Raw genomic sequence first — 13,934 nt, 5'->3', positions numbered from 1 at the left:
CCCCTGGCGCTCGACGCGGTGGCGGACTTCACCTCGGAGCTGACCCGCACCGACACCACGAACCGGGCCGGCGGCGGCTGCCGGGCGCGCCGAGAGGCCGCGGATGCGGACGCGGGCTTCGGGGACGGTGAGGCCGGTCAGTTCGGCGGTGCGGTCCGTCACGCGTCGCTGGATACGGCTGCCCGCCTCGTCGAGCGCCGCCGGGTACGGCAGTGCGACATCCACCGCGACCCGGGCGCGGCGGCCCTGCACGCTGACCGCTCCGTGGGTGACCCGTACGTCACCGGGCAACAGGGCCTCGCCTGCGGCGCGTTCGGCGATCCTGCGCACCGCGCGGTCGGCCACCGTCGTCGTGCCGCGTTCGGCGGGGGCCGTCATCGGCGGTCCCGGCCGCGGGAGTTGCCGCTGTCGCGGAAGTGTCCGCTGTCGCGCGCGCCGCGGTGGTCACGGGTGGCGAGGAAATCGCGCCAGTCGAACCCCTCGTCCTCCGACACCCGGCCCACCGCCCAGCCGATCGCGCCGAGCGCCGCGACCAGGAGGAACGCTCCGAAGCCGCCGAACCAGCCGGCGAACCCCAGGGCCATTCCCACCAGCAGTCCCACCAACGATCTGTTCACGACTCACCTCACCTCGCCTTCCCCGCTCCCCGCTCGATGCGCAGGTGCGTGCATGTGACCTGTTCCGGCCCGTTCACTCCACGCGGGTGTCCGTGCCCGTGTCGGACTCGTCGTCCTCCAGCAGGTGCACGTCGTTGACCGCGATGTTCACCTCGACGACTTCGAGGCCGGTGATGCGCTCGACGGCCGCGATCACGTTCTCGCGTACGTCGCGTGCCACATCGGTGATGGCGACGCCGTACTCCACGACCAGGTCCAGGTCGATCGCGGTCTGCCGTTCGCCGACCTCGACCTTCACGCCCCGGCCGACGTTCGGGCGGCCGCCGGGGACGCGGTCGCGCACCGCGCCGAGGGTGCGGGAGAGGCCGCCGCCCATGTCGTACACGCCGGGGATCTCCCGCGCCGCCGTGCCCGCGAGCTTCACGACCACGACATCGGCGATGGACGTCTTGCCGCGCGAGGCCGCAGGCTCCGTCGCGCCGCTGACGCCACCGCTCACCGTGGTGGAGCCGGGGGTCTTCCGGGTGCTGCTGCTCGGGCCGGTGCCAGTGCTGCCTGTGTTGTTCGTGGTGCTCGTGCTGTTCTTCGCGGTGGACAGTTCCTGAGTGGTCATCGGGTTCTCCTCGTGAGTGGGGCTGTGAGTGGGGGCCACTGGGAGGTGCGCTGTGGCCGGCGGGCTTCACGTCGTAGGCCCTCACTTCCTTCGACACGGCGGTGCACGAGGCGTTACGCGAAGACGCCGGGGGAAGTCCGGCCGGTCTAATCTGCTCGGGTCGCGTCACACCGACGCCCGGCCGGTGTCCAAGCCCGTGAGCAGAGGAGAGGAGCCGCCGCGTGCCGGGAGACCTGGACAAGACGCCGGCCGAAGGCGATGGCCACCCCTGGCGGGCCGACGGGCTGCTGGCCGTACGCGCCGGTGAGGGCGACGAGGAAGCGTTCGAGACTCTGGTGCGCAGGCACGGTCCCGTACTGCTGCAATTGGCCACCCGGCTCCTGGGCAGCCGGACCGAAGCGGAGGACGCCGTGCAGGACTCCTTCATCGCCGCCTGGCGCAAGCTGCCCGAATTCCGAAGGGATGCCGCTTTCCGTACCTGGATGTACCGGATCGTCACCAACCGCTGTCTGAACGCGCTGCGCGCGAGACGGCCGGTGACCGGGCTCGAATCCGTGCCGGAGCCGCAGGCCCCCGAGCACGCGTTCTCGCCCGCGCGGGCGGCCGAGTCGCATGCGGCGGTGGAGGCGCTCTCGGTCGCCATGGCCGGTCTCTCGCCCGAGCAGCGCGCCTGCTGGGTGCTGCGGGAGCTGCACGGACTGCCGAACGAGACCATCGCGGAGACCGTCGGGATCAGCCGGCAGGCGGTCCGGGCCAGGGTCTTCCGCGCACGGCGCTATCTGACGGAGGCGATGGGCGCATGGCGGTGACTGCGAACCCCGGGCCGCCCGAGGACGCGGCGGGCGGCGAAGGCGCCGACGACGAGCGGCTGCCCTGCGGCCGGCTGCTGTCCGAGGTGTGGGAACAGTGGGACACCGGCGGTACGGATGCCCATACGGCCGGCTGTGAGTACTGCGCTGCCGCGCTGGGCGATCTCGAACTGCTCGGCGTCGCGGTGCAGCGGGCACGGGACACGGAAGGCGCGGAGCCGGAGTCCGGCGCCGGTGCCTTCACGCTCGTCGAGCGGGTGATGGACGTGGTCCGGCTCGAACTGCGGCCCGGCCGCACGCTGCCGCTCGGTGAACCGGACGAGGACGCGTGGATCGTCGAGGCGGCGGCCGCGAGGACGTTCCGGGCGGCTGCCGAGCTGGTGCCTGGCGTGCAGGTGGGCAGTTGCCGGATCGCCCCGCTCGACCTGGAGGCCCCGGCGGCGGGAACGGGAACGGGCACGGGCACGGGGACGAGGACGGCTCCGCGGGGTCCCGTACGCGTACGGATCGAGGCGTCCGTCGCGCTGACCTGGAACCTTCAGGAGGCGGCGGACGAGATCCGGCAGCGGATCGCGGCCGCGGCGGACAGCGCGCTGGGGATGGAGGTGGCCTCGATCGATGTGAACATCACCGATGTCACCGATGTCACTGATGGTTTCAACGGCGCCACTGGAGGTGTGCGATGACGGATCAGGACACCCGTGCGCAGCTGTCGGCGACGGTCGCGGAGGCGGCGCTCGGCGTCCCCGGAGTCGCGTTTCTGCGGCCCGGGCTCGCCGGGCTGTTGCGTACGGCCGGCCGCAGCGGCCCGGCCGGTGTACGGATCGGGCGAGCCGGCGGCGCGGACAGCCACGACAGCTGGACGGCCGAGGTGTTCGTGGTGCTGCGGCGCGGCCACCGCGCCGTCGACGTCACGCGCGCCGTCCGGGCGGCGGTGCTGCGGGCGGTCACGGATCCGGCCGCCGTGACGGTCGGCGTGGTGGCCGCAGTGACGGTCGGCGTGACCGTCACCGGATTCGCGTGACTCGCGGCTGACGCAGTTCCCGTAGTTCGCGTGCACCGTCCGAGACGTGTCAGGACGTGTCAGAGCGCCTGCGGGAAGTCGAACAGCCGCTGCGGGTCGTACTGCTTCTTGAGCTGGGCCAGCTTCGGCGCCCCCGCCCCGTAGTACGCCGTCCGCCAGTCCGTCAGCTTCGGGTCGATGTAGTTCTGGTAGGCGCCGCCCGACGCGTACGCGCCCATCGCCCGGTGCGTGTCCTTGAGCCAGCTCTGCTGGGCGCTGCCCGCGGTGCCGGGCTGCCAGGACGCTATGTACTGGGCCAGCACACGCGAACGCCGGTGCACGAACGCCGTGGCCGACGGCGAGACCCGGTTGATCGCACCGCCCAGCGCGGTGAGCGCCACCGAGCCCGCGCCCTGGGCGGCGCTCAGGCCGGCGAAGGCGCGGGTCCTGGAGAGCAGGGCGTCGATGCCGTCCGCGGGGAGCGCCCGGTCGTAGAAGTCGGACGCCGCGGCGTATGTTTCGCGCTGCAGCGTGCCCTGGGTACGGCGGCCGGGCGTCGGGCCCGGCAGATGGCACTGGTCCTCGCTGAGGCTCCCGCAGCCCGCGTAGACGAGCATCGCGTCCTCGAAGCCGCGCCTGCGCAGGGAGACGGAGCGCGCCGGGGCGCCCACCGCGTCGGCGAGGCGGTCGACCGCGTTCTGGAGGTCTCCGTAACTGCCGAGGGAGAACGCCGCGACGGAGACGCTCGGGGCCGCCCCGCCCGACGCCGCCTCCAGATGCGCCGACGACCAGATCTCGTCGGCCTGGTCCGGGCCCCACTTCTGCCAGGCGTCGATGACCGCGTGCGCCTTCGACCAGGGCCAGGACATATAGGCGGAGACGGTCTGCGGTGCGTCGTGCGTACGGAAGGTCAGGCCGGTGACGACGCCGAAGTTGCCGTTGCCCGCGCCCCGCAGCGCCCAGAACAGGTCCTCGTTCTCCTTGGCGCTCGCCGTCAGGCGCCTGCCGTCGGCCGTGATCAGGGTGGCGGAGGTGAGGCTGTCGCAGGTCAGGCCGTACGCACGGGAGGCGACGCCGTGGCCGCCGCCGAGGGTGAGCCCCGAGACGCCGACCGTGGGGCAGGAGCCGCCGGGGATGGCGCGCGAACTCCTGCCGAGGGTCTCGTAGATGTCGACCAGCTTGGCGCCCGCGCCGATCGTGCCGTCCGCCGATATGTGGGACAGCTTGGACACGTCGATGACGAGGCGGCCGTTGCCGGACGACCAGCCCGCGTAGGAGTGGCCGCCGTTGCGGATCGAGACGGGTACGCGGTGCGCCCGCGCGTAGGCGAGGCACTCCCGGATGTCGTCGTCGCCCGCGATGTACGCGACGGCGGCGGGCTTCAGGCTGTCGTAGCGGGTGTTGTAGAGCTGACGGGCCGTGGGGTAGTCGGCGTCGTCGGGGCGGACGAGCTTGCCGTCGAGCCCGCGGCCGAGCGCGGTCCAGTCGGCGGCCGCCCGGGGCATCGAGCCGGAGCCGGACGGGGTGCCTGTCGCGGTCCCGGTGCCGGAACCGGCCGTGGAGCCCGGAGGCTTCTGGTCGGTGCCGCCGGAACTGCCCGAACTCCCGGTGCCGCGGCAGGCGGCGGCGGTGGCCAGGACGGGTACGGCGGTGAGCAGCGTGCGGCGTTGCATAGATGAGGACCTCCCGGCGTACGAGACGTGCCGCCGGTGCTTACGGGTTCCCTGACGTGCCCGCCCCGTTCAACCGCCGCCCGCTTTGCCCCGGTTGTACCCCTGTGAGATACGCCTCGGGTCCGCTCCGCCCGCGGATGGGCGTGCCGGACCCCGCGTCTGCGCCATGATCCGCCGGGCAGTCCCCGGCCCGGGTCAGGCCGCCGCCGCCGAGTGCTGCGCCGCGTCCGTACGGGCGCGTTCGCGCGAGCGGCGGGCCGGTCCTGTCCAGCCGCAGACGCAGCGGGCCGTACAGAAGGAGCCGCGTTCGGAGGTCGAGGTGGCGTGCTGCCGGGTGTCCGGTGGGGGGTCGTCGTCGCGCACCCGTCCACGGTACTCAGACCGGCCGGCGGCCGGCGGCCGGCTCAGGGGGGACGCCGTCGGGCGTGACGGCGGTTCGCGGGAGTCGTTAGGCGAAGCGGGCGGGCGCGGACGACGACAGGCCGGGCGTTGAGGGTTGGCAGGCGATGGTGAAGCAGTACAGCAGCAGGGCCAGGGCGCTCGCCGGTGCCGCGTTCGCTCTGGTGGGAGTGGTGGGCGCCGCCGGCTGCACGGGCGGTGCCGGGGCGTCGGCCGACGACCGGAACGGCGGGCCGCAGGCGGTCAGGCAGGCCGCGCACGTCCTGTCGGGCGCCGGGAGTTCCCGGGCCAGGACGGCCATGACGATGGCGACCGGCGGGACCCGGGTGACCATCAGGGGCACGGGCGGCTTCGACTTCGCCCGGCGCAGCGGCCGGCTCAGGGTCGTCCTGCCGCCGGATGCCGCGGGGGCCGAGGAGCACCCGCCGATCACCGAAGTCCTGACGCCCGCCGCGGTCTACATGAAGAACCGGGGCGCCAATGTCCCCGCGAGCAAGTGGGTCAGGATCGAACCCGCGAAGCTCCCGGACGGGAATCTGGTGACGAACGGGGCGACCGATCCGCTGGTCGCGGCCGAGGTGCTGTGCGGTGCGCGCGGGGCCGCGTACGCCGGTACGGAGCAGCTGGCCGGCACGCGGGTGCGGCACTACAAGGGGACCGCCGATCTGTCGGTGGCCGCACGGAACGCGGCGCCGCAGGCCAGGCCGGTGCTGGCCGCGGCGGCGAAGGGGTTCGCGGGGCCTGGCGTGCCCTTCGACGCGTACTTCGACGCCCAGGGCCGGCTGCGCAAGGTCCGCGAGACGTTCAGCTTCGCCAACAAGGGGCAGACCGTCCAGGTGGCGTCGACGACGCTGCTCTACGACTTCGGCGTACCGGTGGCGGTGACGTTGCCGCCCATCGGCGATATCTACGCCGGAACCGTCGAGTAGGGGCCGTCGAGCAGGAACCGTCGAGCAGGAACCGGCAGGAACCAGTGGGAAATGGTCCGTACGTGCCATGCGCGGCACGGGGGCGTTTCCCTACGCTGGGAAGCCGGCTCAGGAAGTCGGCTCAGAGCTCAGGAAGTCGGCTCAGAAAGGGGTGATGGCCATGGCCGGAGTGCTCACCGTCCAGGACCGCATCGCCCTCGTCGAGATCGAACTGTGCGGAGAGCTGATGATCGCGGCTGCCGCCTCGCTGGAGGAGCGGCTCAGCCAGGCCCGTATCGACGAGGTGCTGATGGTGAGGACCGCGCGGACCGCGCTCCCGGAGGTGCACCCGCACGCCCGCCGGGACCGCGAACGCTGACCTGACCTGACCTGACCTGACCTGACCAGGATCAGGACCGGCGATTTTCAGCCACCGCCGGAAGGGGGCACTCAGGTGCGCAGCAGCCGGGCGATGGCCTTGGTGGCTTCCTCGACCTTCGCGTCGACCTCTTCGCCGCCGCGGACCGCCGCGTCCGCCACACAGTGCCGCAGATGTTCCTCCAGGAGCTGGAGCGCGAAGGACTGCAGGGCCTTGGTGGAGGCCGATACCTGGGTGAGTATGTCGATGCAGTAGACGTCCTCGTCCACCAGCCGCTGGAGCCCGCGGATCTGGCCCTCGATCCGGCGCAGCCGCTTGAGATGTTCGTCCTTCTGCTTGTGGTAACCGTGCACGACGGGCCCGGTGCCCGGCTCCTGGCCCATGCGGTCGGGCGCGCCGGCCGCCTCGGTGGTTGTCATCGCGTCCTCCCGTTGTGGAACCGTTGTGAATGATGGTGACCTGTTGTCCAGAAAGGTTCTTGATACCCCTCGTGGGTATATAATACCGATCCTTCCGAGAATCGGGGCGGGCCCCGTGCTGATCACTGTGCCCCATGGGCGACACTGAACAACGCCGGTTAGCCGTGGCCGGATGATGCGCCTAGCATCAGCCTGACCGAATCCAGAGCCCCGAGGACCCCACGTGCGCTTTCGTCTGACCCCCAGGGAGACGAGCTTCTACGACATGTTCGCCGCATCCGCGGACAACATCGTCACGGGCTCGAAGCTCCTCATGGAACTGCTCGGCGCGGACGCATCCGGCCGGGTCGAGATCGCGGAGCGGATGCGGGCAGCGGAGCACGCGGGGGACGACGCGACACACGCGATCTTCCACCAGCTCAACTCCTCCTTCATCACGCCGTTCGACCGCGAGGACATCTACAACCTCGCTTCGTGCCTCGACGACATCATGGACTTCATGGAGGAGGCCGTCGACCTCGTCGTGCTGTACCAGGTCGAGGAGCTGCCCAAGGGCGTCGAGCAGCAGATCGAGGTGCTGGCCAGGGCCGCCGTGCTGACCGCCGAGGCGATGCCGAGCCTGCGGACCATGAACAACCTCACCGAGTACTGGATCGAGGTCAACCGGCTGGAGAACCAGGCCGACCAGATCCACCGCAAGCTGCTCGCCCACCTCTTCAACGGCAAGTACGACGCCATGGAGGTCCTCAAGCTCAAGCAGATCGTGGATGTGCTGGAAGAGGCGGCCGACGCGTTCGAGCACGTCGCCAACACGGTGGAGACCATCGCGGTCAAGGAGTCCTGAACCTCGTGGACACCTTCACTCTGATCGTGACCATCGCTGTCGCGCTCGGATTCACTTACACGAACGGCTTCCACGACTCCGCCAATGCCATCGCCACCTCGGTGTCCACCCGGGCGCTGACCCCGCGTGCGGCTCTGGCGATGGCCGCTGTGATGAACCTCGCGGGCGCCTTCCTGGGCAGCGGGGTCGCCAAGACCGTCAGTGAGGGGCTGATCGCCACACCCACGGGGCAGAAGGGGATGGGAATCCTCTTCTCCGCGCTCGTCGGCGCGATCGTCTGGAACCTGATCACCTGGTACTTCGGGCTGCCGTCCTCGTCCTCGCACGCCCTGTTCGGCGGACTGGTCGGCGCCGCGCTCGCGGGCGGCACGATGGTGCACTGGAGCGGGGTGGTCGAGAAGATCGTCATCCCGATGTTCCTGTCCCCGGTCGTCGGGCTCGTGGTGGGCTATCTGGTGATGGTCGCGATCCTGTGGCTGTTCCGTAAGTCCAACCCGCACAAGGCGAAGCGCGGATTCCGTATCGCCCAGACGGTCTCCGCCGCGGGCATGGCGCTCGGCCACGGTCTGCAGGACGCGCAGAAGACCATGGGTGTCGTCATGATGGCCCTGGTCATCTCGGGCCACGAGTCCTTCCAGGACGCGATCCCGGTCTGGGTCAAGCTGGTCTGCGCGCTGATGCTCTCGCTCGGTACGTACGCGGGCGGCTGGCGCATCATGCGCACCCTCGGCCGCAAGATCATCGAGCTGGACCCGCCGCAGGGCTTCGCGGCGGAGACCACCGGTGCCGCGATCATGTTCGGCTCCTCGTACCTCTTCCAGGCGCCGATCTCGACCACGCACGTCATCACCTCGGCGATCATGGGTGTGGGCGCCACCAAGCGCCCGCGTGCGGTGCGCTGGGGCGTGGCCAAGAACATCGTGCTCGGCTGGTTCATCACCATGCCGGCCGCGGCGGTCGTCGCTGCCCTCAGCTACTGGGTCGTCCTGCTGCTCTTCTGACCGCCTTTCTGACCGTCCTTCTGACGCACTTCTGACCATCGGCGCACCCACGCCGACAGCCGTACGGAAGTGGGCCCGCCTCCCGGAATCCACGGGAGGCGGGCCCTTTTTCCTGCCTTGCGGTGGCACCGCCATGCAGCACCGCAAGCCGTGACGTCTATCCGAAGCGCCCCGAGATGTAGTCCTCGGTCGCCTGGACCGACGGGTTCGAGAAGATCCGTTCGGTCTCGTCGATCTCGATGAGCCGGCCCGGCTTGCCCACCGCCGACAGGTTGAAGAAGGCCGTGCGGTCCGAGACGCGCGCCGCCTGCTGCATGTTGTGCGTCACGATGACGATCGTGAAGCGCTCCTTCAGCTCGCCGACCAGGTCCTCGATGGCGAGGGTGGAGATCGGGTCGAGCGCCGAGCACGGTTCGTCCATCAGGAGGACCTGCGGTTCGACCGCGATCGCGCGGGCGATGCAGAGCCGCTGCTGCTGGCCGCCGGAGAGCCCGGAGCCCGGCTTGTTGAGGCGGTCCTTGACCTCGTTCCAGAGGTTGGCGCCCTTGAGCGACTTCTCGACGACGTCGTTCAGCTCGCTCTTCTTGTACGAGCCGTTCAGGCGCAGGCCCGCCGCGACGTTGTCGAAGATCGACATGGTCGGGAACGGGTTGGGCCGCTGGAAGACCATGCCGACCGTACGGCGTACGGCGACGGGGTCGACGTGGCTCCCGTACAGGTTCTCGTCGTCCAGCATCACCTTGCCCTCGACGCGGCCGCCGGGGGTGACCTCGTGCATCCGGTTGAGGGTGCGCAGGAAGGTCGACTTGCCGCAGCCGGACGGGCCGATGAAGGCGGTCACCGAGCGGGGTTCCACGGTCATCGAGATGTCCTCGATGGCCTTGTGGGAGCTGTAGTAGGCGGTCAGGCCGCTGATGTCGATTCGCTTGGCCATGGAAATCAGCTTCTTCTCTCGGCCTCAGCGGCCGGTCTTCGGGGCCTTCCAGCGGGCTATGCCGCGGGCGACGAGGTTCAGGATCATGACGAAGGCGATCAGCACCAGTGCCGCTGCCCAGGCCCGGTCGATCGCGGGCGGCTCGCCGAGCTTGTACTGCTCGAAGATGTAGTACGGCAGGGAGGACTGGCCGTCCTTGAAGGGGTTGGTGTTGATCATCTGGCTGCCGAACACCAGCAGCATGATCGGCGCGGTCTCGCCCGCGATGCGCGCGATGGCCAGCATCACCCCGGTGGTGATCCCGCCGATCGCGGTCGGCAGGACGACCTTGAGGATCATGCGCCACTTCGGTACGCCGAGGGCCAGCGCGGCCTCGCGCAGCTCGTTCGGGACGAGCTTGAGCATCTCCTCGGTGGAGCGGACCACGACCGGGATCATCAGGATCGTCAGGGCGAGCGCGCCCATCAGGCCGGACGGCTCGATGCCGGTCATCAGCATGATCGACAGGATGAAGAGCCCGGCGACGATGGACGGGATGCCCGTCATGACGTCCACGAAGAACGTCACGGACCTGGCCAGCGCGCCCTTGCCGTACTCCACCAGATAGACGGCGGTCAGCAGGCCGATCGGGACGGCGATGACGGTGGCGATGCCGACCTGTTCCAGGGTGCCGATCAGCGCGTGGTAGACGCCGCCGCCCTGGTCGGACGAGAGGACGCCGACCATCGAGTGGGTGAGGAAGGTGACGCTGAGGTCCTTCACACCGTGGCCGATGGTCGTCCACAGCAGGGAGAACAGCGGGATGACGGCCAGGATGAAGCAGACCCAGATGATGCTGGTGGCGAAGCGGTCCTTGGCCTGGCGCTTGTTCTCGACCACCGCGGTGGTGACGTAGGAGAGCGCGAGGAAGGCGACGACGGCGATCAGGCCCCACTGGACCTTGCTGCTGAGTCCCGCCGCGGTGCCGATGCCCACGCCGACCACGATCGCCGCGACGGCGAAGCCGGCCGGGGCCCAGCGCGGGAGGCTGCGTCCGCTGAGGCTCGGTGCGGTGTGGACCCGGGGGGACTGCTCCTGCCCGGTCTCTACGGCTGTGTCGCTCATGCGTTGGCCCCCGAGTACTCCTTGCGGCGGGCGATGATCAGCCGGGCCGCGCCGTTCACGAGCAGGGTGAGGACGAAGAGGACCAGACCGGACGCGATGAGGGCGTCGCGCCCCAGCGGGTTGGCCTCGTCGAACTTCGCCGCGATGTTCTGGGCGAAGGTGCCGCCGCCCGGGTCGAGCAGGTGCAGCGACATCACATAGCTGGGGGAGAGGACCGTGGCGACGGCCATCGTCTCGCCGAGCGCGCGGCCGAGGCCCAGCATCGAGGCCGAGATGATGCCGGAGCGTCCGAAGGGCAGCACGGAGAGCCTGATGACCTCCCAGCGGGTGGCGCCGAGTGCGAGCGCGGCTTCCTCGTTCATCCGCGGGACCTGGAGGAAGACCTCCCGGCTGACGCTGGTCACGATCGGCAGGATCATGATCGCCAGCAGGATGCCGACGGTGAGCATGTTCCTGGAGACGCCGGGCTGAGTCTGGTCGAAGATGTACGTCCAGCTGAAGTACTTGTCGAGCCAGACGTTGAGGCCGCCGAGGTAGGGCACCAGGATCAGGGCGCCCCAGATGCCGTAGATGATGCTCGGCACGGCGGCCAGCAGGTCCACCACGTAGGCGAGGGTGGTGGCCAGCCTGCGCGGGGCGTAGTGCGAGATGAAGAGCGCGATCCCGACGGCGACGGGGACCGCGATGACCATCGCGATGACCGAGCTGATGACGGTGCCGACGAGCAGGACCGCGATGCCGAAGACCGGCGGTGTCTGCGAGGGCAGCCAGTCGAACGTCGTGAGGAAGTTGCCCTGGTCCTTCGAGATGGCGATGGAGGCGCGGTAGGTGAGGAACCCCGCTATCGCTGCCATCACCACGAGGAGCAGGACGCCCGAGCCCCGGCTGAGGCCCAGGAAGACCCGGTCGCCCAGCCGGCCGGTGGACCGGCCTGACCCGGTGTGGAGGGGGGTTTCCGGTGGAGGGGTGTCTATCTGTGTGGTGGTAGCCATGGTCTTTCCGGTCTGTGTGGGGGAGCCGCTGCTCCCCTGGCGGCGGTGCACCGGATGGGGGCGGTGGCCGGTCCGGAGGGACGCTCCGGACCGGACGCCATCACTGCTGGTGGAGCTGGTGGGGCGTGTGGCCCGTGGGGCTTGTCGAGCCGGGTTACGAGATCGTGGCGAGCGTCTTGCGCACCTTGGCGTTGATCTCGGCCGGGATCGGGGCGTAACCGGCGGTCGAGAGCTGCTTCTGGCCCTCGTCGCTCGCGGTGTAGTTCAGGAAGGACTTCACGGTGCCGAGGGTGTCGGCCTTGTTGCCCTTGTCGCAGACGATCTCGTACGTCACCAGGACGATCGGGTAGGCGCCCTCGTCCTTGGTGGTGTAGTCGAGCTTGAGCGACAGGTCGGGGCCCGTGCCGACGACCTTGGCGGCCGCGATGGCCTTGGAGGCGTTGTCGGAGGTCGCCTCGACCGGGGTGCTGGCGCCCGTGTCGATCTTGACCGTGGAGATCTTCTGCGAGGTGGCGTACGAGAGCTCGAAGTAGCCGATCGAGCCGTCGACCTGCTTCACCTGCTGGGAGACACCGGCCGAACCGGCCGCTGCCTGGCCGCCGGGCGCGGGCCACGACTTGCCGCCCGGGTACTTCCAGTCGTTCGGCGCCGCGGCGGTCAGGTACTTGCCGAGGTTCTCCGTGGTGCCGGAGTCCTCGGAGCGGTGGAAGGGCTGGATCGCCTTGGACGGCAGCTTCACACCGGGGTTGAGCTTCTTGATCGCCGGGTCGTCCCAGGTCTTGATCTTCGTCGAGAAGATCTTCGCCAGGGTGGGGCCGTCGAGGACCAGGTTGTCGACGCCCTCCAGGTGGTAGCCGACCGCGATGGGCCCGCCGACCATCGGGAGGTCGATGCCCTGGCCGCCGCCGGTGCAGACCTTCTTGGAGTCCGCGACCTCGGCGGGCTTCAGCGGCGAGTCCGAACCGGCGTAGCCGACCGTGCCCTGGTTGAAGGCGACGATGCCCTCGCCGGACGAGGACGACTTGTAGTTGATCTCGACGCCGGAACAGGCGGCCATGTAGCTCTTGGCCCACAGGTCCATCGCGTTCTTCTGCGCGCTCGAACCGGAGGCGCGCAGCTGGCCCTTCGCACCGTCGCACTTGACGTCCGATGCGGCGCTCGTCTTGGTGCCGGTGCCTCCGGTCGAGCCGCTGTTGTTGTCCGAACCGCACGCCGTGAGGACCAGGGCGCCGGATACGGCGAGGGCGCCGAGCGCGGCGGCGCGAAGCCGGGTCTTGCGCTGCTGAAGCTTCACTTCGGGTGTTCCTTCCAGGAGCCGCCGGGTTTCGATTCGTTGTACGGCGGCGTGCGAAGAGGTGACCGGTGCGGCGGGCTGCCGTGCACCGTGTAAGGCCGAAATTAGGCAGATCAGGTGAAGTGGCCGACGGGGGTGAGTGAACGGAGAGTGAACCTCGGCGGACGACCGGGTGCGGGTCCGTACGTGTGACGGTGCGCTCACACACCGTCCGCCCCGGGGTTGGGCAGCAGTCAGCTCCGGGCGGCGGTCGGCGCGGCTGTCAGTGCGGCTGTCAGTGCGGCGGTCAACGCGAGGGCAGCGCGAGGGCAGCGCGAGGGCAGCGCGGGGGGCCGGCACGGCTTCAGCCCGGTGCGGCCCGGTGCGGTGGTCAGCGCAGCGCGCCGTGCAGCGCGTCGAGCAGTTCCCTGTCGTGCTGCTGGGTGAGGCGGGTACGGGCGGCTGCCGGTGTGAGCCAGCGGACCCGGTCCACCTCGTTGTTCGGTGTGAACGCTCCGCCCGTCGCCTCGGCGGCCCAGTAGTCGACCTCCTTGGGGCGTCCGTTCACCGCGTACCGCACGGTGGGCAGGCGTGCGCCGGGCGCGCAGGAGTGGCCGGTCTCCTCCTGGACCTCGCGCACTGCGGCGGCCAGGGGGTCCTCGCCCGCTTTCAGCTTGCCCTTCGGATGCGACCAGTCGTCGTACTTCGGCCGGTGGACCAGGCAGATCTCCAGGGCGCCGCCCGGCGCGCGCCGCCACAGCACGCAGCCCGCCGCCCGTACCGGAACACCCGCTCCGCCGGTCATGGGGCGCTCACCGCCGTGCGCTGCCAGGTCTGCTGGAAGGTGTAGCGGGCGGCCTCGACCTCGTGGCGCTGGTCGGCGTGGAGCACGCCCAGCGCGTACGCCGTCGCCGGGGCGATCCGCGGCGTACGGGCCGCCGAAGCGGCCGCCGACGCGGCCTCGGC

General features: G+C 70.3%; 17 protein-coding genes and 1 pseudogene. 7 read left to right on the top strand and 11 right to left on the bottom strand.

The features are described 5' to 3' along the window. The 3 genes and pseudogenes from G3I19_RS27260 to G3I19_RS27250 all read right to left on the bottom strand — a co-directional run. Positions 1-378 (bottom strand): annotated as a pseudogene (locus G3I19_RS27260) (DEAD/DEAH box helicase); the annotation flags it as partial. Then, positions 375-617 (bottom strand): hypothetical protein, encoded by a 243-nt coding sequence (locus G3I19_RS27255; protein ID WP_164266354.1) that lies wholly within the window; start codon positions 615-617, stop codon positions 375-377. The pseudogene G3I19_RS27260 and the gene G3I19_RS27255, both read right to left, overlap by 4 nt. 73 nt (positions 618-690) lie before the next feature. Next, on the bottom strand, positions 691-1,230 hold the full coding sequence (locus tag G3I19_RS27250; RefSeq protein WP_164266368.1) for an Asp23/Gls24 family envelope stress response protein: 540 nt from the start codon (positions 1,228-1,230) through the stop codon (positions 691-693). Positions 1,231-1,451: 221 nt separating this feature from the next. On the opposite strand from G3I19_RS27250, the gene G3I19_RS27245 reads away from it, so the two are divergent. From G3I19_RS27245 to G3I19_RS27235, 3 genes are read left to right on the top strand one after another with little or no spacing between them, the layout of a single operon-like run. Next, entirely contained in the window at positions 1,452-2,039 is a 588-nt protein-coding gene (locus G3I19_RS27245) for an RNA polymerase sigma factor (RefSeq protein WP_164266367.1), read from the top strand. Further along, positions 2,030-2,725, top strand: coding sequence for an Asp23/Gls24 family envelope stress response protein (locus G3I19_RS27240; protein WP_164266366.1), 696 nt, complete (start codon positions 2,030-2,032; stop codon positions 2,723-2,725). Before G3I19_RS27245 ends, G3I19_RS27240 begins: the two co-directional genes overlap by 10 nt. Beyond that, positions 2,722-3,063, top strand: coding sequence for an Asp23/Gls24 family envelope stress response protein (locus G3I19_RS27235; protein WP_239074867.1), 342 nt, complete (start codon positions 2,722-2,724; stop codon positions 3,061-3,063). Before G3I19_RS27240 ends, G3I19_RS27235 begins: the two co-directional genes overlap by 4 nt. A 59-nt stretch (positions 3,064-3,122) precedes the next feature. Here G3I19_RS27235 and G3I19_RS27230 read toward each other — a convergent pair whose 3' ends face one another. Together G3I19_RS27230 and G3I19_RS37010 are read right to left on the bottom strand one after the other, a co-directional pair. Beyond that, a complete protein-coding gene (locus tag G3I19_RS27230; RefSeq protein ID WP_164266365.1) occupies positions 3,123-4,715 on the bottom strand; it encodes an FAD-binding oxidoreductase in 1,593 nt (530 codons plus the stop codon). 195 nt (positions 4,716-4,910) lie between these two features. Beyond that, positions 4,911-5,078: a hypothetical protein gene (locus tag G3I19_RS37010; RefSeq protein WP_239074866.1), complete on the bottom strand. Its 168-nt coding sequence runs from the start codon at positions 5,076-5,078 to the stop codon at positions 4,911-4,913. A 143-nt stretch (positions 5,079-5,221) separates the two neighbouring features. Between G3I19_RS37010 and G3I19_RS27225 the strand changes: the two genes are divergently transcribed. Together G3I19_RS27225 and G3I19_RS27220 are read left to right on the top strand one after the other, a co-directional pair. Continuing rightward, entirely contained in the window at positions 5,222-6,043 is an 822-nt protein-coding gene (locus G3I19_RS27225) for a hypothetical protein (RefSeq protein ID WP_164266364.1), read from the top strand. Positions 6,044-6,203: 160 nt separating this feature from the next. Next, a complete protein-coding gene (locus tag G3I19_RS27220) occupies positions 6,204-6,401 on the top strand; it encodes a hypothetical protein (protein WP_164266363.1) in 198 nt (65 codons plus the stop codon). A 71-nt stretch (positions 6,402-6,472) separates the two neighbouring features. Here the strand turns inward: G3I19_RS27220 and G3I19_RS27215 are convergent, their stop codons facing one another. Further along, complete coding sequence (locus G3I19_RS27215; protein WP_203600351.1) at positions 6,473-6,784, bottom strand: metal-sensitive transcriptional regulator; 312 nt, start codon at positions 6,782-6,784, stop codon at positions 6,473-6,475. A 259-nt stretch (positions 6,785-7,043) separates the two neighbouring features. On the opposite strand from G3I19_RS27215, the gene G3I19_RS27210 reads away from it, so the two are divergent. Beyond that, on the top strand, positions 7,044-7,664 hold the full coding sequence (locus G3I19_RS27210; RefSeq protein ID WP_164266361.1) for a DUF47 family protein: 621 nt from the start codon (positions 7,044-7,046) through the stop codon (positions 7,662-7,664). Between the two features lie 5 nt (positions 7,665-7,669). Continuing rightward, positions 7,670-8,665: an inorganic phosphate transporter gene (locus G3I19_RS27205; RefSeq protein ID WP_164266360.1), complete on the top strand. Its 996-nt coding sequence runs from the start codon at positions 7,670-7,672 to the stop codon at positions 8,663-8,665. 157 nt (positions 8,666-8,822) lie between these two features. Here G3I19_RS27205 and pstB read toward each other — a convergent pair whose 3' ends face one another. From pstB to G3I19_RS27180, 5 genes are all read right to left on the bottom strand, one after another. Continuing rightward, positions 8,823-9,599, bottom strand: a complete 777-nt coding sequence (gene pstB / locus G3I19_RS27200; RefSeq protein WP_164266359.1) for a phosphate ABC transporter ATP-binding protein PstB — start codon at positions 9,597-9,599, stop codon at positions 8,823-8,825. Positions 9,600-9,623: 24 nt separating this feature from the next. Next, on the bottom strand, positions 9,624-10,703 hold the full coding sequence (pstA, locus tag G3I19_RS27195; protein WP_164266358.1) for a phosphate ABC transporter permease PstA: 1,080 nt from the start codon (positions 10,701-10,703) through the stop codon (positions 9,624-9,626). Then, complete coding sequence (gene pstC / locus G3I19_RS27190; RefSeq protein WP_164266357.1) at positions 10,700-11,695, bottom strand: phosphate ABC transporter permease subunit PstC; 996 nt, start codon at positions 11,693-11,695, stop codon at positions 10,700-10,702. The genes pstA and pstC overlap by 4 nt, the downstream gene beginning before the upstream one ends. A 154-nt stretch (positions 11,696-11,849) precedes the next feature. Beyond that, positions 11,850-12,989: a phosphate ABC transporter substrate-binding protein PstS gene (gene pstS, locus G3I19_RS27185; RefSeq protein WP_164266356.1), complete on the bottom strand. Its 1,140-nt coding sequence runs from the start codon at positions 12,987-12,989 to the stop codon at positions 11,850-11,852. Positions 12,990-13,359: 370 nt separating this feature from the next. Continuing rightward, the gene (locus tag G3I19_RS27180; protein WP_164266355.1) at positions 13,360-13,773 is read right to left on the bottom strand and encodes an NUDIX hydrolase; all 414 of its coding nucleotides are present in this window, start codon (positions 13,771-13,773) and stop codon (positions 13,360-13,362) included. Positions 13,774-13,934: the final 161 nt, after the last annotated feature.

It is taken from the genome of Streptomyces sp. SID10853 (assembly GCF_010548145.1).
Lineage (GTDB): Bacteria > Actinomycetota > Actinomycetes > Streptomycetales > Streptomycetaceae > Streptomyces.
This window is presented reverse-complemented; position numbering and strand designations above follow the sequence as displayed.

What these genes read in the sequence shown, in the direction of transcription:
- pstA (WP_164266358.1), bottom strand. Translation starts at nt 10,703, where the DNA reads ATGAGCGACACAGCCGTAGAGACCGGGCAGGAGCAGTCCCCCCGGGTC.
- G3I19_RS27235 (WP_239074867.1), top strand. Translation starts at nt 2,722, where the DNA reads ATGACGGATCAGGACACCCGTGCGCAGCTGTCGGCGACGGTCGCGGAG.
- pstC (WP_164266357.1), bottom strand. Translation starts at nt 11,695, where the DNA reads ATGGCTACCACCACACAGATAGACACCCCTCCACCGGAAACCCCCCTC.
- G3I19_RS27220 (WP_164266363.1), top strand. Translation starts at nt 6,204, where the DNA reads ATGGCCGGAGTGCTCACCGTCCAGGACCGCATCGCCCTCGTCGAGATC.
- G3I19_RS27215 (WP_203600351.1), bottom strand. Translation starts at nt 6,784, where the DNA reads ATGGGCCAGGAGCCGGGCACCGGGCCCGTCGTGCACGGTTACCACAAG.
- G3I19_RS27225 (WP_164266364.1), top strand. Translation starts at nt 5,222, where the DNA reads ATGGTGAAGCAGTACAGCAGCAGGGCCAGGGCGCTCGCCGGTGCCGCG.
- pstB (WP_164266359.1), bottom strand. Translation starts at nt 9,599, where the DNA reads ATGGCCAAGCGAATCGACATCAGCGGCCTGACCGCCTACTACAGCTCC.
- G3I19_RS27180 (WP_164266355.1), bottom strand. Translation starts at nt 13,773, where the DNA reads ATGACCGGCGGAGCGGGTGTTCCGGTACGGGCGGCGGGCTGCGTGCTG.
- G3I19_RS27240 (WP_164266366.1), top strand. Translation starts at nt 2,030, where the DNA reads ATGGCGGTGACTGCGAACCCCGGGCCGCCCGAGGACGCGGCGGGCGGC.
- G3I19_RS27250 (WP_164266368.1), bottom strand. Translation starts at nt 1,230, where the DNA reads ATGACCACTCAGGAACTGTCCACCGCGAAGAACAGCACGAGCACCACG.
- G3I19_RS27230 (WP_164266365.1), bottom strand. Translation starts at nt 4,715, where the DNA reads ATGCAACGCCGCACGCTGCTCACCGCCGTACCCGTCCTGGCCACCGCC.